This window comes from Streptomyces sp. NPDC000878 (genome assembly GCF_053599695.1).
This window is the reverse complement of sequence record NZ_JBSFMT010000012.1, coordinates 128,465-151,062: the sequence shown is the minus strand read 5'-3', so window position 1 is coordinate 151,062 and position 22,598 is coordinate 128,465. Positions and strand designations below refer to the sequence as shown.

Annotated in this window: 20 protein-coding genes and 2 pseudogenes; 5 read left to right on the top strand and 17 right to left on the bottom strand. The window is 70.3% G+C overall.

Annotated elements, in window-relative coordinates; all coding sequences use genetic code 11:
* Nucleotides 1-47: 47 nt before the first annotated feature.
* The 14 genes and pseudogenes from ACWDR4_RS14160 to ACWDR4_RS14095 form a co-directional block, all read right to left on the bottom strand.
* On the bottom strand, nucleotides 48-1,790 hold the full coding sequence (locus ACWDR4_RS14160) for a hypothetical protein (protein ID WP_450408084.1): 1,743 nt from the start codon (nucleotides 1,788-1,790) through the stop codon (nucleotides 48-50).
* Nucleotides 1,787-2,155, bottom strand: a complete 369-nt coding sequence (locus ACWDR4_RS14155) for a hypothetical protein (protein ID WP_450408081.1) — start codon at nucleotides 2,153-2,155, stop codon at nucleotides 1,787-1,789. The genes ACWDR4_RS14160 and ACWDR4_RS14155 overlap by 4 nt, the downstream gene beginning before the upstream one ends.
* Nucleotides 2,156-2,253: 98 nt before the next feature.
* The gene (locus ACWDR4_RS14150; protein ID WP_450408079.1) at nucleotides 2,254-2,760 is read right to left on the bottom strand and encodes a hypothetical protein; all 507 of its coding nucleotides are present in this window, start codon (nucleotides 2,758-2,760) and stop codon (nucleotides 2,254-2,256) included.
* A gap of 68 nt (nucleotides 2,761-2,828) precedes the next feature.
* On the bottom strand, nucleotides 2,829-3,125 hold the full coding sequence (locus ACWDR4_RS14145) for a hypothetical protein (RefSeq protein WP_450408076.1): 297 nt from the start codon (nucleotides 3,123-3,125) through the stop codon (nucleotides 2,829-2,831).
* 5 nt (nucleotides 3,126-3,130) lie between these two features.
* Entirely contained in the window at nucleotides 3,131-3,523 is a 393-nt protein-coding gene (locus tag ACWDR4_RS14140; protein WP_319094399.1) for a hypothetical protein, read from the bottom strand.
* A 10-nt stretch (nucleotides 3,524-3,533) separates the two neighbouring features.
* A complete protein-coding gene (locus ACWDR4_RS14135) occupies nucleotides 3,534-4,670 on the bottom strand; it encodes a hypothetical protein (RefSeq protein WP_450408071.1) in 1,137 nt (378 codons plus the stop codon).
* Between the two features lie 133 nt (nucleotides 4,671-4,803).
* A complete protein-coding gene (locus ACWDR4_RS14130; protein WP_450408069.1) occupies nucleotides 4,804-5,631 on the bottom strand; it encodes a hypothetical protein in 828 nt (275 codons plus the stop codon).
* Nucleotides 5,632-5,648: 17 nt separating this feature from the next.
* On the bottom strand, nucleotides 5,649-6,854 hold the full coding sequence (locus ACWDR4_RS14125) for a hypothetical protein (RefSeq protein WP_450408066.1): 1,206 nt from the start codon (nucleotides 6,852-6,854) through the stop codon (nucleotides 5,649-5,651).
* A gap of 474 nt (nucleotides 6,855-7,328) precedes the next feature.
* On the bottom strand, nucleotides 7,329-7,658 hold the full coding sequence (locus ACWDR4_RS14120; protein WP_450408063.1) for a gas vesicle protein K: 330 nt from the start codon (nucleotides 7,656-7,658) through the stop codon (nucleotides 7,329-7,331).
* A 1-nt stretch (nucleotide 7,659) separates the two neighbouring features.
* On the bottom strand, nucleotides 7,660-7,866 hold the full coding sequence (locus ACWDR4_RS14115) for a gas vesicle protein GvpG (RefSeq protein ID WP_450408061.1): 207 nt from the start codon (nucleotides 7,864-7,866) through the stop codon (nucleotides 7,660-7,662).
* Between the two features lie 62 nt (nucleotides 7,867-7,928).
* Entirely contained in the window at nucleotides 7,929-8,642 is a 714-nt protein-coding gene (locus ACWDR4_RS14110; RefSeq protein WP_450408058.1) for a GvpL/GvpF family gas vesicle protein, read from the bottom strand.
* Between the two features lie 597 nt (nucleotides 8,643-9,239).
* Nucleotides 9,240-9,398 (bottom strand): annotated as a pseudogene (gene gvpJ / locus ACWDR4_RS14105) (gas vesicle protein GvpJ); the annotation flags it as partial.
* A 170-nt stretch (nucleotides 9,399-9,568) separates the two neighbouring features.
* Entirely contained in the window at nucleotides 9,569-9,832 is a 264-nt protein-coding gene (gvpO, locus tag ACWDR4_RS14100; protein WP_450408055.1) for a gas vesicle protein GvpO, read from the bottom strand.
* Nucleotides 9,833-10,213: 381 nt separating this feature from the next.
* The gene (locus ACWDR4_RS14095; protein ID WP_450408052.1) at nucleotides 10,214-11,017 is read right to left on the bottom strand and encodes an IclR family transcriptional regulator; all 804 of its coding nucleotides are present in this window, start codon (nucleotides 11,015-11,017) and stop codon (nucleotides 10,214-10,216) included.
* 211 nt (nucleotides 11,018-11,228) lie between these two features.
* On the opposite strand from ACWDR4_RS14095, the gene ACWDR4_RS14090 reads away from it, so the two are divergent.
* The 3 genes and pseudogenes from ACWDR4_RS14090 (at nucleotide 11,229) to ACWDR4_RS14080 (ending at nucleotide 17,305) form a co-directional block, all read left to right on the top strand.
* Nucleotides 11,229-14,144, top strand: coding sequence for a BTAD domain-containing putative transcriptional regulator (locus ACWDR4_RS14090; protein ID WP_450408048.1), 2,916 nt, complete (start codon nucleotides 11,229-11,231; stop codon nucleotides 14,142-14,144).
* Between the two features lie 191 nt (nucleotides 14,145-14,335).
* On the top strand, nucleotides 14,336-15,979 hold the full coding sequence (locus tag ACWDR4_RS14085; RefSeq protein WP_450408192.1) for a glycosyl hydrolase family 28-related protein: 1,644 nt from the start codon (nucleotides 14,336-14,338) through the stop codon (nucleotides 15,977-15,979).
* Between the two features lie 49 nt (nucleotides 15,980-16,028).
* Nucleotides 16,029-17,305: pseudogene (locus ACWDR4_RS14080) on the top strand (alginate lyase family protein).
* Between the two features lie 27 nt (nucleotides 17,306-17,332).
* Here ACWDR4_RS14080 and ACWDR4_RS14075 read toward each other — a convergent pair.
* Nucleotides 17,333-18,538, bottom strand: coding sequence for a glycoside hydrolase family 88 protein (locus tag ACWDR4_RS14075; RefSeq protein WP_450408045.1), 1,206 nt, complete (start codon nucleotides 18,536-18,538; stop codon nucleotides 17,333-17,335).
* 175 nt (nucleotides 18,539-18,713) lie between these two features.
* Between ACWDR4_RS14075 and ACWDR4_RS14070 the strand changes: the two genes are divergently transcribed.
* Nucleotides 18,714-19,187 carry a carboxymuconolactone decarboxylase family protein gene (locus ACWDR4_RS14070; protein WP_450408042.1) on the top strand — a complete coding sequence of 158 codons (474 nt, stop codon included), beginning with the start codon at nucleotides 18,714-18,716 and terminating at the stop codon, nucleotides 19,185-19,187.
* A gap of 85 nt (nucleotides 19,188-19,272) precedes the next feature.
* On the opposite strand, the gene ACWDR4_RS14065 is transcribed toward ACWDR4_RS14070, so the two are convergent.
* The gene (locus ACWDR4_RS14065; RefSeq protein ID WP_450408039.1) at nucleotides 19,273-19,791 is read right to left on the bottom strand and encodes a cupin domain-containing protein; all 519 of its coding nucleotides are present in this window, start codon (nucleotides 19,789-19,791) and stop codon (nucleotides 19,273-19,275) included.
* 105 nt (nucleotides 19,792-19,896) lie between these two features.
* Between ACWDR4_RS14065 and ACWDR4_RS14060 the strand changes: the two genes are divergently transcribed.
* Complete coding sequence (locus ACWDR4_RS14060) at nucleotides 19,897-21,510, top strand: MFS transporter (protein WP_450408036.1); 1,614 nt, start codon at nucleotides 19,897-19,899, stop codon at nucleotides 21,508-21,510.
* A gap of 423 nt (nucleotides 21,511-21,933) precedes the next feature.
* On the opposite strand, the gene ACWDR4_RS14055 is transcribed toward ACWDR4_RS14060, so the two are convergent.
* On the bottom strand, nucleotides 21,934-22,593 hold the full coding sequence (locus ACWDR4_RS14055) for a TetR family transcriptional regulator (protein ID WP_450408033.1): 660 nt from the start codon (nucleotides 22,591-22,593) through the stop codon (nucleotides 21,934-21,936).
* Nucleotides 22,594-22,598 lie beyond the last annotated feature (5 nt).

Below are 22,598 nucleotides of genomic sequence, written 5' to 3'. Positions count from 1 at the left end.
CTGGTGCTGGCACCGGAGGGTGGATGCCTCGGTCAGGACGGCGGGCATCACGTCACCGCCACGGAGGAGCCGTCGAGTTGCATGCTGACCGAGCCGTTGGTCAGGGTGATCGGCCGGTCCGCCGTACTGATCGTGACCGCGCCCTCGGAGTCCACCGTGATCATCGTTCCGCTCTGGTGTTCGATAGTGATCGAGTTGTCGGTGGGTGGGTCGGGCCGGGTACCGACCTTGGGCAGGCTGTCGGCGCCGACGAGTACGTGCAGGGCCGCCACCTGGATGACCCGCTGCCCGGCGGCGTCGGTGAGGTCGTTGGCGCCCTTGCCGCGCGGCAGGTCGTCCGCGCCCAGCTCGGTGGGCAGGGCCAGCCAGTGGTCGCCCGGCCGGTTGGGCGGACGCTCGTGGGCCGGGTTGTCCGGCCAGACGAAGCCGGTGATCACCGCGTCGTTGACGTCGCCGCGGTTGTGCGCCAGGACCGCGCGCATCTTCGGGTACACGGGAGTGATCAGCCCGGTCTTGTGGAACGCGAACGGCGACACGATCGGCTTGTCGTGCAGTTCGACGGCGGTGTCGATCGGGCTGGCCACGCTGGGCGCCGCGACTCCGGGTTCAGGCCGCTGCCCGTAGTGCAGCGAGGCCACGTGCCTGCCGTCGGCGCCCGGGGCGTACTCGGTCACCTCCCCGAGATCGACCGCCGGGTGATCCTCACGGCTGCGGTCCAGGACATCGCGCCAGCGGTCCACCACGCCCTGCACTCCGGTGTGGACCTGGGCCCGCTCGCCGGGGCGGGCCGCGATCAGTCGAAGCTCCGCGGTGTAGCCGGAGCCGACGCGGAAGGAGTGCACCACGTGGGACAGCCGCAGCGGTCCCGTCGGTACGCCGGACAGGCCGGTCGTGGCGGCCACTTGGCCGACCCGCAGCCCGGGATGGCCGAGCACCGTCAGCTCCAGCGTGGTGCGCACCGGCGGCAGCACGGCCGGCTCGGACAGCGGCACGTCGTCCACGGCGGCCGGAGGCGGAAAGGCCGGGCGCGCCCCGGTGTCCTCGGCGGTCGAGCTGCTGAGGGAGACCAGGTTGGTGTCCGGGTCGAAGACGACCGGCGCCGGATCGGTGAACGCACCGACCGCCGCGCCGAGATGGACCGCGCGGTCACGCACCACCAGCGGCACGTCCGCCCGCGCCGCGAGCGCGCCGAGGGCGTCCAGGGCGGATCCGGCCCGGACGGTGAAGTCCCGCAGTCCACCGCCGACCGTGGAGCCGTCCGCCAGCGGTACCCCGGCGGCCTTGGCCAGTGACGCGGCCAGGTCGACCAACTCGGTGCCCACCCGGCGGTCCTGCTCCACCGGCGTGCTGCGCAGCAGGTACCCGCCTTCCTCCTGGCCGCAGAGCACGGTGCGGGAGAGGCCGTCGCTGCCGACACTGCCGGTCACGGAGACGATCCGGCCGACCAGCACCTGTCCCGCGGTCGTCGTCCTGGTCGTCGGCTCGTCGAAGTATCCGAGGTGGACGGTGGCGTTGACCGGCTTGGCGGCGTGCGTGTTCTTGATCAGCTCCGTGACCTGGCCTGGCAGGTTGATCAGGCTGATCTCGAACGTGTCCACGCCCGCGCCGTCGGTCATCGTCACGGTGATGTCCGCGTCGATGACCAGGGAGCCGCTCAGGACGTCGTTGGACACCGTGAGCGGCAGCCCCAGCCCGGACTGCGCGGCCAGCGCACCCACCGTCGAGGCCAACACACCGCCGGACACATCGGCCTCGGCGATCTCGATCCGGTACCACAGCACGAAGCTCATACGAGTGCCACCCCGCCGACCACTTCGGAGCCGAACGAGCCGGCCGCGTTGAGATTGCGGAGGTCCAGCCTCATCGTCCGGAAGGTCAGGGCGAGTTCGGCCGCCGGGTACTCCACGTCGGGCACCAGCTTGCGGCGCAGGATCGTGACCGGCCCGCCGGGTTCCTCCCGGTCCACCGACAGCACCAGGAACGCCTTCGCGGACGGCAGGTCGAGCGGCCCGGACGGCGCGCTGTCGACGATGTCCTCCGCGACATTGGCGTACAGCCGGAACTGGTAGTTGCGGCCGGACACGGCCAGCCGGAACGCCTGCGGGAAACCCTCGTCGGCGTCGATCGGCAACCTGAGAAAACTGCGCGTCACCACGGATGCCTCCTTCCTGGTCCTGGATTTGGACTCGGTCCTGGACTTCGACTTGGTCCTGGACTTGGACTTGGACTCGATCCTGATTCGCTGAACGGCGGCTACAACAGGCCCTGCGCCGCGCGGGCGATCGGGTTGGGCGCGACGGAGCCCGGCAGCAGCGCGGTCCCGGCGCCCACGGCGAGATCCGCCACTTCGCCGACGACCGCGATCAGGCTGGACCGTGGGACCTCCAACAGCGAGATCGACACGTCCAGGGCATCCCGTCTGGCCACGCTCTGCGTGAAGTGCAGTTCGGTGATCTGCATGTCCAGGCTGATCGTGAGGCCGGACACCACGGGGATGCCGTTGGGCAGCAGGGCCGCGGAGGTCGCCACCAGCGCCCTGGACGTCAGCGCCAGGGCCTCCAGCGCCTTCTTCAGCCCGAACCGGTTCGAGCCGATCAGCAACGCCTCGATACTGATCTGCTTCTTGGTGGGCCGGGTGGCCTGGAGGAACCGGCTGCCCATGATCCGTTCGATCTCGTAGCCCTCGACGACCGTCATCTTCTGTACGTAGAGCAGTGGTACCGGCCCCACCAGCACCGGGACGTTCGTCCCCGTCGCCATGTCTCCCCCCACGCTTGTCGATCCGGCCGCGCCCGGGCTCAGAGCCGACTGCTTCAGAGCCGGTCGGCTCAGAGCCGACTGGCCAGTTCCCGCCCGAGCTGGTCGAAGACCTGTCCGACCAGTTGTGCGCTCTCGCTCTCGGGCAGTGACTCCACCGCCTGTATCTCGACCGGAAAGTGGTAGTTGATCACCGGGCCGGCACCGGCGGCGTGCGGCGAGACGGCCGCCTCGCTGCCGGGCGCGGGCACTATGTACTCGCCCTCGTGGACCAGCGCGATACCGGTGCGGTCCACCCGTCCACCGGCGGCGAAACCGGGCAGTTCGAACGAGCCGCCTGTCTCCTCCCCGGCGTCCTCGGCGTCCACGGCGGCTACGCCTCCAAGCCGACGTCCAGCGCGAGGCAGCTGAAGCTGGCCTGCGGTACGCCGTCGATCACCACGTTGCTGGGATTGGCCGAGGTGACGACGCAGCGGGCGAACTTCATGGAGTCGAACGCCCAGTCGGTGCCCTTCTTCTCGGCGACCACCACGGAGAACTCCTGGCCGTTCGCGGCCAGTTCGGTCAGATCGGCGACGGCCGCGGCCACCGCGGGCACCGCCATCATGAAGGTGAAGGTGAACGGCTGTCGGACGAAACCGACGTTGTCCGCCTCGATGCTGTGCAGCACGGTGTGCGGCACGTTGAACGTCGGGGTGAAGCTCGATATCGGGGTGATGGTGCTGTCCCCGAGTTTCACCTCGAGCCTGGTGTTCCAGTCCGGCATCGGTGCTCCCCTAGTCGAACTTCATCGTGAGGGAAAGCCGGTGCATGGCACCGGCGTAGTGGATCGCCACCATGACCTGCACCGTCCGCCGCACCTCGGCGTCGTGGATCTGCTCGGCCTCGGCGGCGGTGAGCGTCGCCGGGTCCCTGTCCAGCAGCGTCAGCAGGGGAACGAAGACCTCGAAGCCGTTCAGCACGTCGTTCCGCACTTCGGGGGCGAGGATCGCCTCAAGCCGGGCGATCAGCGCGCGCAGCCCCGAGCGGCTGATCCGCACGTTGCCGATCGTCCTGATGAGCTGTGCGTTGAGCCGGAAGTTGAGGTCGTCGATCGTGCGCATGGCGTCGATGTACTTCGTCGTGCCCGGGTTCCCGGTGTAGCCCTCTCCCATGTAGACGCCACCGCCGGGGATGATCGACGGGCTGGTCAGCCAGTTCACCCCGAGCCCGGCCGGTCCGGATTCGAACGTCTCCGGGCCGTTCAGGTCCCCGATCCGGGCCTGGGTGAACGGCGGGCTGGTGATGTTGACCGGCTTCAGCAGCAGGGAGATGTGCGGTTGGTGGCCCGCGATCGTGCCGGCCACGGCCGCCGCGGCGTCCTGGTCGCTGCGATGGGCGATGTAGACCATGCGCTCGTGGGCCAGGGTGCCCGTGACCGGCGTCGGGTCGGACGAGTCCTTGGGCAGCATGGCCACGCCCATCCGCTGCTTGCCCTCGGCGCCGGTCTCCGACACCGAGGCGACATGCTTGGCCAGGGTCACCAACGCGCCTTCCGGGGCCTCGACATGACCGGTGGTGGCGTCCAGCGGAGTGTTGGCCAGCACCACCAGTTGCACGTCGAGTCCGGCGACCACGTCCAGCGCGGCCTGCCAGTCAGGGTCCTGCTCGTCCACCCGCACGGCCGTCACCAGGGTCGGGCCGGGCGACTGCTCGAAAGCGAGGGCCACGGCCTTCCCGAGGTCACCCGGAGCGCGCCGACGTGCTTCGTGCGGGTCGGTGAAGTCGAGCGGGATGTTCACCTGGGCGGGATCGGTCGGCGGTGACTCCTCGGGCAGTTCGATCGTGCCGACCACGGCGATGTTGCCGTATGCGCGAACGGCTGGTGCGAACAGATTGACTACCGGTTTCACCCGGACATAGCGGACGGTCATCGGCCCCTCCTCTGTCTCTCTCGGGCCTGATGTGCGATGGCGTTCAGTGGTATGCCGATCAGTGGTATGTCGATTTCCCGGCTCACGATCATCGGCTCTCGATCGTCGGCTCGCGACCGCTAATTCGCGTTCCTCAATTCGTGTTCAGGAACAGCGCCGCGACACCCGTCCCGGCGAACAGTCGCCCGACCGCGGCGGCGGTGATCCCGCTCCCGCCGGGCCCCTCCTCCGCGAACACGACGGCGACCGCGTAAGCCGCTGTGCATTCCGCCGGAATCGCACGCTGCGGTGCGCCGGTCAGTTCTCTGCTCGTTTCCCGGACCATTCGGGCGGCCCGCAGCCCTTCGGCGATATCGAAGGGGTCGACCGCCAGCGCGGCGAGCGCGACATTCAGTGTGTACGTGTTTCCCGGGTCGTCCGGATCGAATGGTGCGGCGGCCCGTAGACGTACGGTTGTCAGCAAGTACTGGAAGGCGTCGCGCAGTTGTTCCACGGTGCTGATGCCGTGCTCGGCCATGAACGCGTCCAGGTCGACGAACGGGAACTGCCGGCGGAACTCGTCCAGCGTGGAAAAACCGTCGGCCGCCTCGGAGACGACCGATTCGGCACCGGCCGGATCGATCTCCGCCACCACCGTGACCCGCAGCCGGGCCAGAATGTCGATCCACACCGGATTCCGTGACGTCGTCTCGTCCAGGGCGAGTTCCGTCCGGGCGTAGCTGGGCACCGTCTGTGTCCAGGTGCCCGTCTTCCGGTCCGTGACGAAGAGCGGGTGCTGCAGTTCCAGTTCGCCCACCGTCACGTCCCGGATCCGGTCGATCCGGACCGCCGACAGGTCGTACGTCGCGGCCAGCATGGTGCGGATCAGCTGCCGGTCGGAATCCCCGGCGGGCCGCAGCAGCGCGCCGAACGCCGCCGGATCGCCCAGCTCCAGCATCACCCGGTCCCTGAATGACGTCACGTGCGTGATCCCATCGGCTACAGGTGCAGGTTGATGGTTCCGGGGGCGGAGACGGTGCTCCCACGGGAGTTGGTGGCGATGACCCTGAACTGATAGGTCCCGGTCGTGGGCAGGGCGTCCTGCACCCGCCAGGTCGACCAGTCACCGCCCGGCGAAGTGTCCTGCGCGACCCCCGATGGACCGTTGTCGAATTCGTAGGCGACCTCGGTGACCCCGGACTGCGCGCCGTTCGTCGTCCCGGTGAGAGTGACAGGATGCGGCAGCGAAGTGGCTGTCTGGCTCCCCTCGTAGGGGTCGAGCGCCACCGTGGGCGGCACGCTGTCACGCCCCACCAGCGAACGGGTCTGCGTCGAGGAGAGACCGTTCGGATCGGCACACGTCACCGTGATCGACCGGGATCCGAGCGGCATGGGCCCGAACGTCACCGTCTTCGTGAACTCCGTACCCGTGTACTGCTGCGTCGTGGCGGGCAGACCGTCGTGCGCGATGCTCACGGTGAACGGGTAGAACTGATCGCTCCCCGACGTCAGCCTCACCTCGGCCTGACCACCGGCCGGCCCCAGATCGACCACCCCGCCATCGGCCGGAGTCACCCACGTGAACACCGGAGGGCCCTGAGCGACCAGCGTGATGGTTCCGGAGGCGGAGACCGTGCTCCCACGGGAGTTGGTGACGGTGACCCTGAACGGATAGGTCCCGATGGCGGCCAGGGGAGCCTGCACCCGCCACGCCGACCAGTCCCGGCCGGACGACGTGTCCTGCGCCGACCCCGACGGGCCGTTGGTGAACGCGAAGACGACCCCGGTGATCCCGGACGCCGCCCCGTTCGTCCTCCCGGTGAGGGTGACGGTGTGGGGAAACGACCTGGCCGTCTGCCTGTCGCTGAAGGGGTCGAGTGCCACGGTCGGCGGCACGCTGTCACGCCCCACCAGCGACCGGGTCTGCGTCGACGAAAGCCCGTTCGGATCGGCGCACTTCACGGAGATCGACCGGGCGCCCGCCGTCGCCGGCCCGAACGTGACCGTCTTCGCGTACGAGGTGCCCGAGAACTGCTCGGCAAGAGCGGGCAGACCGTCGCGCGTGATGCTCACCGTGAACGGCTGGAACTGATCGCTCCCCGCCGTCAGCCGCACCTCGGTCTGTCCACCGGCCGGCCCCAGATCGACCGCCGCGCCATCGGTCGGCGCCGTCCACGTGAACGCCGGAGGGGGCGCCTCGGCCACCGAGATGATCCGTGCGGGGGCCTGCAGCCAGGCTCCGTCGGTTTTCTCAGCGTCCGCCGAGAGGCCCTGGTTTCCCGCGCTCGGGAAGGTCGCGGTATAGGTGAATCCGCCTCCTCCGGGGGAATTGATTTTCCTACCCAGAATGTAGAGATTTGACTGGGTGAAGGTGACCAGAGGGTTCTTTTCCCATCGCCTTCGCTCCTTATCCCAAGTCCAACCGGTGCCGCGGTTGACACTCACCGTGATCTGTACCTGCCTCCCCGCCCGCACCGTTCCGGTCGGCCAGGAGATACTCACACTCGCCGGTATATCGTCCGGCTTGGGCGTGATCTTGGGCGTCGTCGCGTCAACAGACTCCGACGATTCATCGACGGTCACAGAATCCCCCTTCTGCTCATGGCCGCTCGTTCCAGGCAACCGTCGCAGAGGTCGTCGATAATCCGTCGACAGTTCGTCGACAGTCCTTCAAAAGCCTCAGTAGCGCCCCTCTTTCCGCGGCAGAAGGGGACCGAGCGGGCCGAGGTCGAGATTCAGGTCCTCGGGGCTCAGGCCGTAGCGCTCGCGCAGTTCGGTCATGCGGTCGTCGAGGATCATCGGCGTCATGCCGATGCGTTCTTCCTGTTCCTCGGTCAGTTTGTTCCTCTCGACCCGTCGGATGGCCTGCCGTTCCATGAGCTGGCGCAGCAACTCCACGACGGTGAGCACCAGTCGGACGAGGTCGCGTTCGACCGTGTCCTTGTCCAGGTCGAGGCGTCGGGCCGAGGACTGTCCGGAGTCCGGTGCGGGCTCGTCTTGTGATGTCACGTCAGGATTCCTTCCGTGACTCCTTCGACAGCGCCTTCGACCGAGGTGAGCAGGGCGCGCAGCGAGATGCGGACCAGTTCCACGTCGGCGTTTCACGGTGGATGGGGGCGGGGTCGGCGTACTGCCGATTCGCTTCCCGCACCACCTGTTCGAGCACCCAGCCGACCCCGCGCAGCGGAGCCAGTGGCAGACCGCTCAGCAGACCCATACGGCGCTCTCCTTCCCACGCGGTCGAACACAGCGGTCGGACACAGCGTTCAGACAACTCGGTCAGACAAAGCTGTAGGGCGGAAGAGGTCCGGTCACCCGGAGTTCCAGCCCGTGACCGAGGCTCTCGGCGACCCGGCCCACGGACGCGTCGAACGCGTCGGCCTGCCGGCGTTCGATCAGCAGGCTCAGGTTCAGGAAGACCTCGCCCGTCGGATCACCCGCGGCGGTGCGGTGAGCCAGCGGCTCCAGTCGGCGGGCGATGTCCTGGGCGTGCCGCGCCTGTAGGGCTTCAACTCCGGCGGCGACGACCGTGCCGAGGGCCACCTGGTCGTCGTGCGCGCCTGTGCCGTCCCGGGTGAGGGCGCTCAGGCGTCGGGCTTCGGCACTGTCCCGCAGGACATCGCGCAGGGCGGTGTCCTCGTCCTGCAAGGCCTTGACATTGAACTCGACACGGTCCTCGACGTCTCGGAGCCGATCGGTGAACAACGACTCCTGGTCCGCCAGCGCGCGGCGCACCGCGCCGACGTCGGGGGCGAGTGTGCCGAAGCGCAGCGGTAGCACGGCACCCGCGGCACCGAGCATCAACAGCACCTTCTGATGGACCATCAAGTCTCTTCGTTTGGCGCGCAGTTGTGCCGGCGCCTCGCTGACGACGGCGGCCACCCGGGCCGCGCGCACCGCCCTCAGGGGTGCGGGCGAGGCCCCGATTCCGGTGGCACCGTCGACGGGCAGCGGATGGTCCGCGTCCGTGACCGCGTAGAGGTAGAGCGGCATCCGTCAGGCCTCCCCGTCCGGCCGGCCCTTGTTGCCCCGGGGCTTGTCACGAGCGGCGGGGTGAGCCTGCTGGGGGCGGGCCGCGGTCGAACCCGAGGTGTCGGCCACTTCCTGCGTGGTGGGGACCGCCGTCTGCTCCACGGCACCGGCCTCACCGGCGCTGGGCACCACGGGATCCGTCACCGGGACCGCGGTAGCGGCCACCGGGGCGACAGCGCTCACCACGGTCGCCGCGGTCGGGACGACGGATCCCACCACGGTGTCGGCCGTCCGGCCCACGATGCCGACCACTCCACCCACGGTGGGCGCCACACTGCCGACCGCTCCCCCGACGATCGGGGTGACGCCACCGACCGTCTGTCCGACCGTCCCGAGTGCCCGCCCCACCGTCTGTCCCAGGTTCCCGACGACGGGGCCCGCGGCCCCGATACCGGGCGGCCAGACGGTGACGGGCTGCCCCTGCGTGACGACACTGCCGGGAGCGGGAGCCGACACGACGCTCGGCAGTACGGCCGTCCGGCCTCCGGACGCCACGGCGGTGGGCAGGTCCGGTGTGAACAACACGGGCGCCGGAGTCACCACGGGAGTACCGCGGTTCTCCAGGTCGAGGCGATTGGTCGCCGCCGCGAAGCGCAGGTAGGTGTCGACGCTGGCGATGACGATGCGGATGTCGATACGCAGCACCTCGATGCCGATCACCGACACCCGGATGAAGACGTCGATCACGAGTCCGCGGTCAAGGATCAGGTCGAGGATGTCGTAGAGGCCTCCGTCGGTCTTCTGAGCACGGGGGGGGCGGCGGTCTGGGCAAGTATGGTCATCGGTGAGGTTCCCTCTCAGAGGTGGGGCGAGGGTGTGCGGGGCGGGCGTCGACGGTGGGATGCCGTACGGCGACCGGACTGGGATCCCGGACCGACTCAACCGGGTCACGGGGCGAGTGCGTCGCGGACACGGACGCTGCGACAGCGGGCGGAACAGTCGTACACAGAGGGCCCCGTCACGCGGAGGGAGCCGATGGACCGGCACCCCGGTCGCCGCGCGGACCACCCCGCACACCCTGATTGCCGGTCGACCTGGCCTCGGGTGTGGCGGCGGCTGCGGGCGTAGCCGAGAAGAAGACCGTCGGCATCCAGCGTCACCCGGTAGACGGCGAGGACGCTGGTGGAATCGGGGATGCGCTCCAGTTCCACGACCTCGACGTCGACCGGCCAGCCCGTCCCGTCCCGTCACGGCTGATCACCGAGACCGACTCCGGTGTACGGCCCAGGAGTTCGGCGAGTTGGGCGCGCACGTTGCGCATCGCGCCCCCGGCATCCCCGACGACCGGGGCCCCAGCGTCGGGCGGGCCCGGCGCCGAGCGCGGCGCGGGGTCGGGTAAGTCGCTCGTGCTCATAGTTCGTCCGGTCCGTCCCCCGAGCACGACGTCCGACATGTTCCGACTCACCAAGTGGAGTGCACATGATCTCAGCACTTCTTGACCACGCAGTACCCACAACTTGAACACATTAAGCACACAAGTTTTCGCGGCCCCACCCGCCACCCGCGACAACCTCACTCCCAGGAGCGCCGGTTCACCTCCCGCCCAGTCGCGCGCTGATCGTCCTCCCCGCCTGCTGAACCACATCCACGAGCCGGTCCAGGCTGTGCGCGGGGTCGGTCACGACACTCAAGGACGCCAGCGGCACGCCACTCGGCCCGTACAACGGCACCGCCACACAGCACGCCCCCGCCGCCACCTCCTCCCGGTCGAATGCGACACCCCGGTCACGGATCGCCGCGGATTCGCGTCGCCAGGACGCGGGCAGCGGTCCGAGCGGGAGCCGTGGGGGAGCTCCGGCCACCAGCACCTTGCCCGCCGCAGTGAACCAGGGCCAGACCACGCCGTCCGGCAGGAGGTCGGGCGCCTCGTCGGTCTCGCGGGACGTCCAGTCCAGGACCAGTGTCCGCCCCTCCCGCAGGACATTCACCCCCACCACCGCGCCCGTGACCCGCGCCAGCCGGCGGGCCGGCCCCCGTGCGGCGGACCGCAGCCCGGGATACGGCTGCCACGCCTGCCCGAGCCGGAAGATCCGCGAGCCCATGCGATAGCCCCCGCGGTCCCGCTCCACGGCACCCAGCTCGACCAGTTGCTCCAGCAGCCGGTACGCGGTCGTCTTGGGCAGCCCGCACTCCGACGCGAGCCGGGTCAACCCGGCCTGGCCGGACCGCTCCACCGCCTCCAGCAGCACGAAGGCACCCTCCAGCACACTCCGCCCGCCACCGTCCGGCGTGGCAGGCGCATGCCCCGCGACGCCCTCGGGCCCGGGCAGCCGGTCAAGCTGCCGAACCGGTGGAGCCGCCATCTCCGTCGCTGTCGCTCCCCGTGCTTCCTTCACGTCCGTCTCCCCCAGCCCCCGCCCGTTTCGCACGGCTCCCCCGACTCCACGCGCCACCGTTCCCTTCACGCGGGGCGCCGCCGTGCGTGGACACCTCTCCGACCCTCAGACTGAGGGCCGACTGTGGCTCAGAACGTTGTCGATAGGTTGTCGCCCGGTGTGGGAGTGTGCGCGACACGTGGAGAAGTTCTGCACTAGGAGTGTGGAGATCGTGGTGGATGTGCGACTTCTCGGTCCGGTGGAACTCTCGGTGCACGGCAGGACGGCGGAGGTCGGCCCACCCCAGCGCCGGGCCGTTCTCGCGGCGCTTGCCGTGGACACCGGACGGCCCGTCACGGCCGACACACTGATCCAGCGGGTCTGGAGCGCCGATCCACCCGACGGCGCACGACGCGCGCTGCACGCCCACATCGCCCGGATCCGGCGACTGTGCGAGCAGACCGGAGACGCGGAGGACGCCCGGTTACGCCTGGTGCGCCGTTCGGGCGGATACCTTCTGGAGGCTCGCCCGGACCAGGTGGACCTACACCGGTTCCGGCAACTGGTCGGGCACGCCCGGGAGTCGGGGCGGACGGACGAAGCACGGGCCTCGCTGCTGCGCGAGGCGCTCGGCCTCTGGCGCGGGGAGCCGCTGGCCGGGCTCGGCGGGCCCTGGGCGGGGCGGGTGCGTGAGGCGTGGCGGCAGCAGCGTGTGGACGCCGTCGTCGGATGGGCCCACCTGGAGACACGCGTCGGCGATCCGGTCACCGTGATCGGCCCGCTCACCGAACTGCTCGGCGAGCACCCGCTGGTGGAGCCGCTGACCGGGGCCCTGATGCGGGCCCTGCACTCCGCCGGGCGCGGCGCGGAGGCGCTGGACCGCTACGCCACCGTCCGGCAGCGGCTGGCCGACGAACTGGGCGCCGACCCCGGGCCGGAGTTGCGGAAGGTGCACCAGTCGATCCTGCGCGGAGGCCCCTCCGAACCCTCCGCCTGGCCGGCGCCCCGCACCCCTGCCCCAGCCGCTCCCCGCGCACTCCCCCCGGCCCGGCCGACGGTGGCGGCAGTGCCACGGCCGGGCGAGATCCCCGTACAACTGCCCATGGGTGTAAGGGGGTTCACCGGGCGCGGCAAGGAACTCGCCCGGCTCGAGGAGATCCTCGCCTCCGCGACGGACCAGCCGTCGGCGGTGGTGATCTCGGCGGTGTCGGGCACCGCGGGGGTGGGCAAGACCGCGCTGGCCGTGCACTGGGCGCGACGGGCCCAACGGGCCTTTCCCGACGGGCAGTTGTACGTGAATCTGCACGGGTTCGCCCCCGGCGGGCCGGCAGTGAGCCCCGCCGAGGTGGTACGGGGGTTCCTGGACGCCTTCGGGGTGTCGCCGGACCGTGTCCCGGTCGGCCTGGAGGCGCAGACCGGGTTGTACCGCAGCCTTCTGGCCGGGCGGCGGGTGCTGGTGGTGCTGGACAACGCCCGCGACGCCGAGCAGGTCCGGCCACTGCTGCCGGGGTCGCCCGGATGCTTGGCTCTGGTCACGAGCCGGAAGACGCTGACCGGGCTGGCCGCGTCCGAGGGAGCCCATCTGCTGACGCTCGGTCTGCTCGCTCCCGCCGAGGCCCGGGAGCTGCTGATCGGCCGACTCGGCGCGGACCGGGTGACGGCCGAACCGGCCGCCGTACGGGAGATCGTCGGCCAGTGCGCCGGGTTGCCGCTCGCCCTGGCGATCGTCGCCGCCCGTGCCGCCGCCCAGCCCGGTCTCCCCCTCTCCGCGCTCGCCGGGGAGCTGCGCCGGGCCGACGAACGCCTCGACGCCCTCGACGGCGGGGAGCCGGTCAGCCAGGTGCGGGCGGTGTTCTCCTGGTCCTACCGCACGCTCAGCACCGGGGCCGCCCGCCTCTTCCGGCTGCTGGGCGTGCACTCCGGCCCGGACGCCGCCCTGCCGGCCATCGCCGCCCTGGCCGACGTACCGATGCCACGCGCCCGTGTTCTGCTGACCGAGTTGGTGCGCGGACACCTGCTCACCGAACCTGTCCCCGGCCGATACGCCTTCCACGACCTGCTGCGCGCCTACGCCGCCGAACTCGCCGCCACCCACGACAGCGACGCCGTCCGGCGCCCGGCCGTGCACCGGATGCTCGACCACTATCTGCACACCGCTCACACGGCCGACGCCCTGCTGACGCCCCGGCCCCACCCGACTCCGCTGCCGCCCGCCCAGCCGGGCTCGGCTCCCGCCGAACTGTCGGACCACTCGCAGGCGCAGGCCTGGTTCACCGCTGAGCAAGCGGTTCTCCTCGCGGCCGTGCAGCAGGCCCCCGCATCGGGCTTCGACGCCCATACCTGGCAGCTCGCCTCGGCGCTCACCACGTATCTCGACCGGCACGGGTACTGGCGGGCACTGACCGCCGTCCACACCGCGGCCCTCGACGCCGCGCTGCGCCGGGGCGACAGGACCGGGCAGGCCGACGCCCACCGCGGTCTCGGACTCGCCCAGGACCGGCTGGACCGTCCCGACGACGCCCGCGCCCACTACCTGTACGCGCTGGAGCTGTTCGACGAGGTCGGCAGCCACACCGGGCAGGCCCGTATCCACCAGCACCTGTCCCGGATGTCGGAGGCACAGGGCCGTCGCCGGCAGGCTCTCGGCCACGCCCACAGCAGCCTCGCGCACCATCGGGCCGCCGGTGACCGGGCCGGGCAGTCCGCCGCCCTGAACCACATCGGCTGGATCCTCGCCCAGCTCGGCGACCACCAACAGGCCCTCGCGCACTGCCGCGAGGCCCTCGGCCTGGCCCAGGAGACCGCGGACCTCAACGGACAGGCCCACATCTGGGACAGCCTCGGCTACATCCACCACCGCCTCGAAGCACACGAGAAGGCCGCCGACTGCTACCGCCGGGCCGTCGACCTGTTCCACCGGACCGGCGACCGCCACAGCGAGGCCGCCGGGCTGCTCTGCCTCGGCGACATCCAGCACGCCACGGCTCGCCCGCACGCCGCCGACAGCGCCTGGACACAGGCCCTGGCGATCACGGCCGATCTCGGTCTCCCGGACACGGACCCGCTGCGCGTCGGCCTCCTGGGGCGCCTCGGTCCCGTACCCCCTGGCGTTCAGCGATCTGAACCAGCAGGCCTGCCTTCCTTGTAGAGGTCCACTAAAGGTCCACCAACGGTCCACGGGAAATAACCCTGCGCGACCTCTTTCCCACTCACAGGTGCCATGGCATGCTCACCGGTCGACGCAATTATGAACGTCGTTCATATCCATGACCAGCACCATGGGAAGGGCGAACGGACATGAGAAACGCGCACACGGACACATCCGACACCTCGAATGTCATGGGCATGACCAGACGGGCCCTACTGGGAAGCGCTGCCGCCGTCGCGGCCGGCGCTGGTACCTCAGCGGCAGCCGACCCGGGTTCGGCCGAAATCCCGGCCCTGTGGCGGGAGTTGAGCCGCACTCCCTTCACCCACCCCCAGATCCCCTACATCGGCCGAGCCGGTTTCCGCGGCGGGGCGGTGCGCTTCCCCCGCCGCCCCGCCGTCGCCGACATACGGGACTTCGGCGCCGTGGCGGGCGGGACGACCGACTCCGCTCCCGCGATCAACCGCGCCATCGCCGCGGTCGGCAGGGCGGGCGGCGGCACGGTGACGGTCCCGCCGGGCATGTTCCGGATCGACGACATCATCCGCGTGAACCGCTCGAACGTGACCCTCAAGGGTGCGGGCAGCGACCGTACGACGCTGTACGCGACGAAGAACCTCACCGAACTCATGGGCGTGTACGGCTCCCGCTACGGCGGCGACAAGTCGGGCTGGTCATGGGCGGGCGGTCTGATCTGGCTGGCCCCCGAGGCCCGTTGGAACTCCCTCGTCACCGCGATCAGGGCGAAGACGTGGCCCTTCGAGGGCTGGACGGGCAACCGGCGCGACGAGTGGCGGACGCTGACCACGGTCGCCCCGGCGCGACAGGGCTCCTGGACGGTGACGGTCTCGGACCCGTCCCGGCTGCACCCCGGCTCACTGGTGCTGCTCCGCCTCGCCGACGACCCGGACCACACGCTCCTGGAGCACATGTGCGGCGGCGGCCCCGGACCGGAGACCTACGTCTGGGACGACAAGACCAAACTGACGTCGTACGTCCCCTACGAATGGCCGGTCCGCATCACCCGGGTCCGTGGCCGGCACGTCACCCTGGAGCGTCCTCTCCCCCTCGACGTACGCCCGGAGTGGGACCCCCGACTGACCACCCATGTACCGGAGTTGACCGGTTCGGGTGTCGAGGGGCTGACCCTGGAGGCCGCGGAGGCTCCGCAGCAGCCGCATCTACTGGACAAGGGGCACAACGGTGTCGTCCTGCAGTGCGCGTACGACTGCTGGGTGGACGACGTGACGGTCCGCCACGTCGACAACGGCTTCGGTCTGGTGTCCGCCTCCGCGTGCACCCTGCGGCGGACGCGTGTCACCGGCCGCGGTTCCCATCACCCCTACTTCTGCCGCGAGGGCTCGCACGACAACCTCGTCGAGGACTTCACGATCGAGGAGCGCACCAGCCCGGCGCCGTCCGGAACCCAGCTGCACGGCATCAACGTCGAGGGGCTGTCCTCGTACAACGTCTGGTCGCGCGGCGACATGCGGACGGGCACTTTCGACAGCCATCGCGGCCTGCCCTTCGCCAACGTCCGCACCGACATCACCCTGAACAACAACGGCCGCCACGGCGGCGACGCGAGCGCGGGTCCCCTGTTCGGCGCCCGCTTCACCCACTGGAACATCCGCGTCACCAACGCCCGGGCGGGCCTGGTCAGGATCGACGGCCTGGCGCCGTACTCCGCGACCGTCGGCATCGACGAGGTCAGGGAGTTCGACCAGATCGACGTACCCGATTTCACGGGTGACCTGCATACGCGACTGGAGCTGTACGGCAGCCCGCACGCGGTCCGGCCGCGCAATCTGCACGCGGCGCAGCGCGCGCTGTAGCGCACGGAGCACCTCACCGCACGTTCACCTACCTGAACGGAGTGGATCCATGAGCGCACTCTCGACAGTGTCACGCCTGGGCGTCCTTCTGGTGGCTCTCGCCGCGTTCGCCGCCGGCACCACCGTCCCCGCCGCCTCGGCGCAGGCCACGCCCAAGGTCCCGCACACCGCCGTACTGGACGGCACCCGGCTCCAGCAGAACAGGCTCCGCCTCGATCGCGGTGACCGGCAACTGCGGAAAGCTGTACGGGCGTTGACGATCCGCGCCGACAAGTGGCTGGACCAGGGCCCCTGGACGGTCGTCGACAAGCCACGGCCCGCGCCCGGCGGGGACGTTCACGACTACCTCAGCCAGGCACCGTACTGGTGGCCCACCACGCCCCCGACCGCCGACAACCCCTGGGGCTGCCCGTACGTGCAGCGCGACGGCGAGCGCAACCCGAGGTCGACTCCGGCACCGACCGCCAGGACGTCGAGAAGACCTTCGACTCCGTCTACGACCTCTCCCTCGCCTGGTACTACACCGGCAAGAAGCGGTACGCCGAGAAGGCCGGGCAGGTCCTGCGCACCTGGTTCCTCGACCCGGCCACAAGGATGAACCCGAACCTGAACCACGCGCAGTTCATCCCCTGCAGGTTCGACGGCCGCGCCATCGGCATCATCGACTTCTCGCAGTCCTTCACCAGCGTCCTCGACGCACTCGCCCTGCTGGACACCGGCGCCCCGGGCTGGACCAGGTCGGACCGCGCCGGCATGGCGCGGTGGAACACCGACTTCCTCGGCTGGCTCAGGAACAGCGACTTCGGCAAGGAGGAGGCCGCCGCGACCAACAACCACGGCACCTTCTACGACATGCAGCTCGCCGCACTCGCCTACGCGACCGGCGACAGGGACCTGGCCCGTCGCACGGTCCTGAGCGTCCGGAGCACGCGCATCACGCAGCAGATCGCGTCCGACGGCAGTCAGCCGCAGGAGCTGACGCGGACCAGGAGCTGGCACTACTCGACGTTCTCGCTGGTCGCCCACACCCGGCTCGCGGCCGTCGGCCGGCATGTCGGCGTGAACCTGTGGACGTACCGGGGCCCGGACGGGCAGAGCCTGTTCGGGGCGGTGGACTACCTGCTGCCCACCGCGACGGGGGCCGCTTCCTGGCCGCATCCGGAACTCGGGTTCCTGCAGTACGCGGCGACCGATGTCGTCCACGCTGTCGCCGACGCCGGTGACGCGCGGGCACGGCGGGCGGTTCCGTCGCTGGAGGCGCCGCCGGGCGGGGACCTGTGGGCACTGCGTCCGGCGGCGGAACAGCTGGACTCCATCGCGGGCTGATCGGCGACCCGCGTCCCGTGGCGGCTGTCAGACCGTGGAGAGGTCGATCGCCCGGTCGACCTCGTGCGGTCGCAGCACGCGCAGGATGCCTTCGAGCAGGTAGTAGTCGGCGTACGGAAGGGAGATCTCGATCCCGTCCTCATTGGGGCGGTGGCGGGTGCAGCGGGCCACGACCGCCTCCGCGCGGGCGGAGTTCCTCGTCAGACAGGTCTCCGCCAGTGCGGTGAGCAGCCGTAACGCCACCTCACGGTAGGAGCGCCTGCCGGTGGCGTCGGCCAGGTCGAGCAGTCCGCAGGCCGTGATCGCGCCGGCCGACGCGTCCTTGATGTCGTGGGGCTGCTGGGGCGCGCGGTAGTCCCACACGGGGACGTGGTCCGGGGTGAGGGACCGCACCGCGAAGTCCGCGAGCCTGCGGGCGGTGGCCAGGAACTCGGCGTTCCCGGTGCGCCGGTACATGGTGGTGAACCCGTACAGTCCCCACGCCTGTCCGCGCGACCAGCACGACGTGGGGCTGTAGCCCTGCACGGTGTTGGGGCCGATCGGCGCGCCGGTGTCCGGGTCGAAGTCGTACACGTGCGGGGTCGATCCGTCCGCGCGCGGGAACACACGCTGGGTCGTCCTCGCGTGCTCCACGGCGATGTCCAGGTACTTCGGGTCGCCGGTCTGGCGGCTCGCGAACGCGAGGAGGTCGAGGTTCATCATCGTGTCGATGATGACCCGGCCCGCGTTCGTGGGATCGGTCAACGCTCCCCAGGCGCGGATGAAGCGTCCGCGCGGGTTGTACCGCTGGATCAGGGATTCGGCGGCCTGTACGGCACCTGTTCGCCAGGCGTCGTCGCCGGTGAGCCGCCAGGCGGTGGCCCACGACGGGTAGAAGAGAAAGCCGAGGTCGTGCGTGCTGGTGTCGTACTGACGCGGGGCCAGCTTCTCCGCCGACGCCAGCGCCCATGTGCGAAAGGTGTCGTCCCTGGTGTGCAGCCACGCCATCCACAGCGTTCCCGGCCAGAACCCGCCGACCCAGCCGCCGTTCTGCGAGTAGACCCACTTCTCGAAATGCGTTCCGACCGGGAAGGCGGTCACGTTCGGAGCGACAGTACGGATCCGCTCGGCGGCGAAGTCGGCGGCTTCGCGGAGCGCATGGGGGGTGGCCGCGCCCACCGCCGGTGTCGAGGCGACACCCACGACCGCGGCACCGGCAGCCGTCGTCAGCACACTGCGTCGGGAAACACTCATGTCCACGCCTCCAACTGAGCCGTAGGAGATAGGAGTTGACCGAGCGTTACACAGAGACTCCGCCATGTACACCCACGTGAGCACTGTTCATGAATATGAACATCGACTTGCTGTCACACACTGCCGGGTCACCCGGTCATAAGTGTGTATCCGCAACTCAGTGAGGGAGATCAACGTGGAATCGCGTCTCAACTACTTCAGCCACCCGCTCGCGGGGAAGGTGCTCAAACACATCAACTCGGCCGCCAAGGTGGTGTCGGACTCGACACTGCCGGGCGCGGTCCAGGAGCTGGTGAAGATCCGCGCGAGCCAGATCAACGGCTGCGGCTTCTGCACGGACATGCACACCAAGGACGCCATCGCGGCCGGAGAGGCCCCGCAGCGCCTCCACCTGGTCGCGGCCTGGCGTGAGGCCAAGGTCTTCACCGAAGCCGAGCGCGCCGCGCTGGAACTGGCGGAGCAGGGCACCCGTATCGCCGACGCGGCCGGGGGTGTCACCGACGAGGCCTGGGCGAACGCCACCAAGCACTTCGACGAGGACCAGCTCGTCGCCCTGATCTCCCTCATCGCCGTCATCAACGCCTACAACCGCATCAACGTCATCAACCAACAGCCCGCCGGGGACTACCAGCCTGGCCAGTTCGGCTAGCCGACACCTCCCCGGCCAGGCGCACACGGTCCGTCTCCACGCCGCCCCGACCCACGGCGTGGAGACGGACTCAGTCATGCACGGGTCAGGCCACAGGACGCGGGGCACGCAGGTGAGCCCGCTGGACCAGTTCCTCCTCGTCGACGAACGTGAGCATCGGCTGGCCCGGCGCGCACAGCATGGCCACGACGAACCGGCAGGGCTGGTCCGTCAGGGCGTTGCCGTCCTGGTAGTGGATGACGTCGCCGCCCGGCTCCCAGAAGGTCTCCCCGGCCTTGACCACCCGCTCCGGCTCCCCCTCCAGCTCGAAGCGCACGGCGCCCTCGATCACGTACCCGAAGGCCGGTCCCGAGTGGTGCGGCTGCGGGACCACGGCGTGGAGGTCGTGCCCGTCTCCCGCCGCCACGGTGTCGATGTGCTCACCGTGGACGGTCTCGACGAGGCGCTGCGGGGCACGGAAGTGCTGGTGGACGTCACGGACGCGCCCGAGCGCACCGAGGGGGCGGGGCTCCAGTGTTCGGGAGTTCTTCGGGATGCGCGTCCGGGGGCCGGGCCGCGCCCCCATGACGACCAGGGGTGCGAGGACAACCCGATAGTTGCACACTGGTGAGCAATAAACTAACCTGCACGTCAATGGGCAATTAACTGCTCGCCCTCGATCCCCGCACCCCCGAAGCCTCCGCTTCGCCCCCCCGCCGAGGAGTTTTCGATGCCGCTCTTTGTGAGCACACCCGCCGAGAGGATGACGGAGCCCTATGCCCGGCGCTGGTGGGCCCTGCTGGTGCTCTGTCTGAGCCTGCTGATCGTCGTCATGGCGAACACGTCGCTGATCGTGGCGGCGCCGGACATGACCCGGGACCTGGGTCTGTCCAGCAGCGACCTGCAGTGGGTCATCGACGGCTACACCGTCCCGTACGCCGCGCTGATGCTCGTCCTGGGGTCGATCGGCGACAAGTACAGCCGCCGCGGCGCCCTGGTCCTGGGGCTGCTGATCTTCGCGGTCGGCTCGGTGATGGGTGGTCTGGTCGACGGGACCGGGCTGGTGATCGTCTCCCGCGCGGTCATGGGTGTCGGTGCGGCGGTCGTCATGCCGGCCACGCTGTCCCTGCTGGTCGCGATCTTCCCGAGGTCGGAGCGGGCCAAGGCCATCACGGCCTGGAGCGCCACCTCCGGCCTCGCCATCGCCGCCGGGCCGCTGGCCGCCGGCTGGCTGCTGGAGGACCACGCCTGGGGTTCCACCTTCCTGATGAACGTCCCCCTCGCCGTCCTCGGTGTCGTCGGCGCCCTGCTCCTGGTGCCGCCGTCGAAGGCCGCGCAGATGGGCCGCATCGACTACGTCGGCGGACTGCTCTCGATCGTCTCCGTCGGTTCCCTGGTGTACGCGACCATCGAGGGCCCGCACTTCGGCTGGGGCGCCGGCCCGGTCACCGCTGCCGTGGTCGCCGGTGTCGGTCTGCTGTCCTTCGTCGCCTGGGAGCTGCGTCATCCGCACCCCATGCTGGATGTGCGCAGGTTCGCGGAGCGTCCCTTCAGCGGCTCGATGCTCGCAGTGCTGTTCTTCTTCTTCGGCACCTTCGGCGCGATCTACTACTCCACCCAGTTCCTGCAGTTCGTCCTCGGCTACAACGCGCTGGAGACCGGCGTACGGCTGCTGCCGCTGGCCGGTGCCGTCTTCGCCGGCGCCGCGGTGACCGGTCGGCTGGCTCCGAAGCTGGGCGTGAAGCTGGTGGTGGGCACCGGCATGGTGATCGGTACGGCGGGCGTGCTCCTGCTCACGCGGATCGAGTCCGGCTCGACGTACACCGACTTCGTGGCGCCGCTGCTGATGCTCGGCTTCGCGATCGGCCTGAGCGTGGCCCCGGCCACCGACACCATCATGGGTTCGTTCCCCGAGTCGGAGCTGGGCGTCGGCGGCGGTGCCAACGACACCGCACTGGAACTCGGTGCGTCACTGGGCATCGCCATCCTCGGCTCGCTCCTCGCCACGTCGTACAAGGACAAGCTGACCGGCCTGGTCGGCGGTCGCCTCCCGGCAGAGACGATGGACACGGCCAAGGACTCGGTGGGCGGCGGTGTCGCGGTCGCCGAGCAGGTCGCCAAGAACCCCGACGGCGGCCCCCAGCAGGCGCAGACCCTCATCGACGCGGTCCATGAGTCCTTCGCCCATGCCATCGCGCACACCAGCCTCATCGGCGCCGTCATCATGGCCGTCGGAACGCTGATCGTGATCGCCGTACTGCCCGGCCGGGGGCGCCCGGCGAAGCAGCGTCCGCAGGAACCCGTCGAGGCACCGGAGGCGAGCGCGACCGTGGACGCCGTCTGAGTCGCACACGGGCCGCGCGACAGAGGAGGCCTGGGACTGCTTCCGGCCTCCTCCGCCCCAGAACGGGCCGTGCCTGAGCGGCGCACGGCCCCTGACGGTGCCGGGAGGGGACGCCCGGCACCGTCCGTCCCCTTTTCTGTTCGCCCGCACCTGAGGCCCGATGCGATGGGGGGGCCGACGGTCGGTTGAGGTTCGGTGTTGTCCCGCGTCGGTGGGCCTCGCTGCCCGTCACCGGGCACGCGACGCGACATCACGTCGGTCGGGTCGCCCCGCTCGGATCGGCTCCGGTCGGCGGCTTCCGGACCCCACCCGCAGACGCGGCCCTTCGACCGGTCGCTGTCCCGCGCGCCGCCGACGCCCTCTCCAGAGCACGGTCCACGCTCAACGGCGGCCCCCAGTACGGGGGTTCGCCGCGCCCTAGGCTCAGTCCTCGGCGGCAGCCTCGGCCTCGGACGCAGACGCCACCTCGGACGCCGCTTCGTCGACCACGGCACTCGCCCGCTTCTCCGGCACCCCGGCCGCGATGAGCATGGCGACGGCCACCCGGGTCCCGTCGTCCTCCAGCGCCCCGGTGTTGACCTCTTCCAGCAGGGCGATCGTCATCGCCTCCAGACCGGCGCTCATCACCCCCGGCGGCAGATGGGGGTGGAAGACGCCGTCCCGCTGGCCCCGCTCCACGATGGCCGTGACCGTGACACGGGCGGGTTCGAGCAGTTCGGCGACCCGTGCCCTGCCCAGGTCCCGCTGGGCGAGCGCCAGAAGCATCCGGTAGCGGTCGCCCACCGGCCACATCGACAGTGAGAAGCTCGCGAGCGCCCGCTCGGCCGGCTCCGCCTCCCGCGTTCCGACCGCCACGGCGTCCCGGAGGGCCTCGGCGGCCTCCTCGGCCAGCGCCTCCAGGAGTGCCGCCCGTCCGGGAAAGTGCCCGAAGAGCGTGCGCCTGACGACACCGGAGGCGCGGGCCAGCTCCTCCAGGGTGATGTCGGGGTTCCGGCCGAGTTCCTGGCGCGCGGTGGCCAGGATGCGCGCCCGGTTGGACCGTGCGTTGCGTCGCTGCGGCACACGACCGGCGGGCTGGGACACGGAAG

Excerpts from the sequence above, each read along its gene's own strand:
- ACWDR4_RS14160 (WP_450408084.1), bottom strand. The coding sequence starts at position 1,790 with ATGAGCTTCGTGCTGTGGTACCGGATCGAGATCGCCGAGGCCGATGTG.
- ACWDR4_RS14150 (WP_450408079.1), bottom strand. The coding sequence starts at position 2,760 with ATGGCGACGGGGACGAACGTCCCGGTGCTGGTGGGGCCGGTACCACTG.
- ACWDR4_RS14140 (WP_319094399.1), bottom strand. The coding sequence starts at position 3,523 with ATGCCGGACTGGAACACCAGGCTCGAGGTGAAACTCGGGGACAGCACC.
- ACWDR4_RS14135 (WP_450408071.1), bottom strand. The coding sequence starts at position 4,670 with ATGACCGTCCGCTATGTCCGGGTGAAACCGGTAGTCAATCTGTTCGCA.
- ACWDR4_RS14115 (WP_450408061.1), bottom strand. The coding sequence starts at position 7,866 with ATGGGTCTGCTGAGCGGTCTGCCACTGGCTCCGCTGCGCGGGGTCGGC.
- ACWDR4_RS14110 (WP_450408058.1), bottom strand. The coding sequence starts at position 8,642 with ATGCCGCTCTACCTCTACGCGGTCACGGACGCGGACCATCCGCTGCCC.
- ACWDR4_RS14085 (WP_450408192.1), top strand. The coding sequence starts at position 14,336 with ATGGGCATGACCAGACGGGCCCTACTGGGAAGCGCTGCCGCCGTCGCG.
- ACWDR4_RS14075 (WP_450408045.1), bottom strand. The coding sequence starts at position 18,538 with ATGAGTGTTTCCCGACGCAGTGTGCTGACGACGGCTGCCGGTGCCGCG.
- ACWDR4_RS14060 (WP_450408036.1), top strand. The coding sequence starts at position 19,897 with ATGCCGCTCTTTGTGAGCACACCCGCCGAGAGGATGACGGAGCCCTAT.